Consider the following 267-nt stretch of genomic DNA (forward strand, 5'->3'; position numbering starts at 1 on the left):
CGACCTTTTAAACATGGTATTCCCCGTCGACATACAATTGCAAGAATTCTAAAATCTGTTATTGCTGAATCACTTCTTGAGGCTTTACTCAATTGGCTCAATGAACATCGTGAAATTAATAACAAACCAATCATCGCTTTTGATGGGAAAGTCCTTAGAGGCGCCTATCGGAATGATAAAAAAACCGCCTTACAGCTTGTCACTGCTTATGATACGGAGAATGGACTGGTCTTAAGTCAACTCGCGACGAAGAATAAGAATGGGGAG

Annotated in this window: 1 protein-coding gene; it reads left to right on the forward strand. The window is 40.4% G+C overall.

What is annotated here, in order from left to right:
- Positions 1-267: ISAs1 family transposase (locus N482_RS05655; RefSeq protein WP_155730513.1), on the forward strand; the 267-nt coding region annotated here is incomplete at both ends.

Source organism: Pseudoalteromonas luteoviolacea NCIMB 1942 (assembly GCF_001625595.1).
GTDB lineage: Bacteria > Pseudomonadota > Gammaproteobacteria > Enterobacterales > Alteromonadaceae > Pseudoalteromonas > Pseudoalteromonas luteoviolacea_A.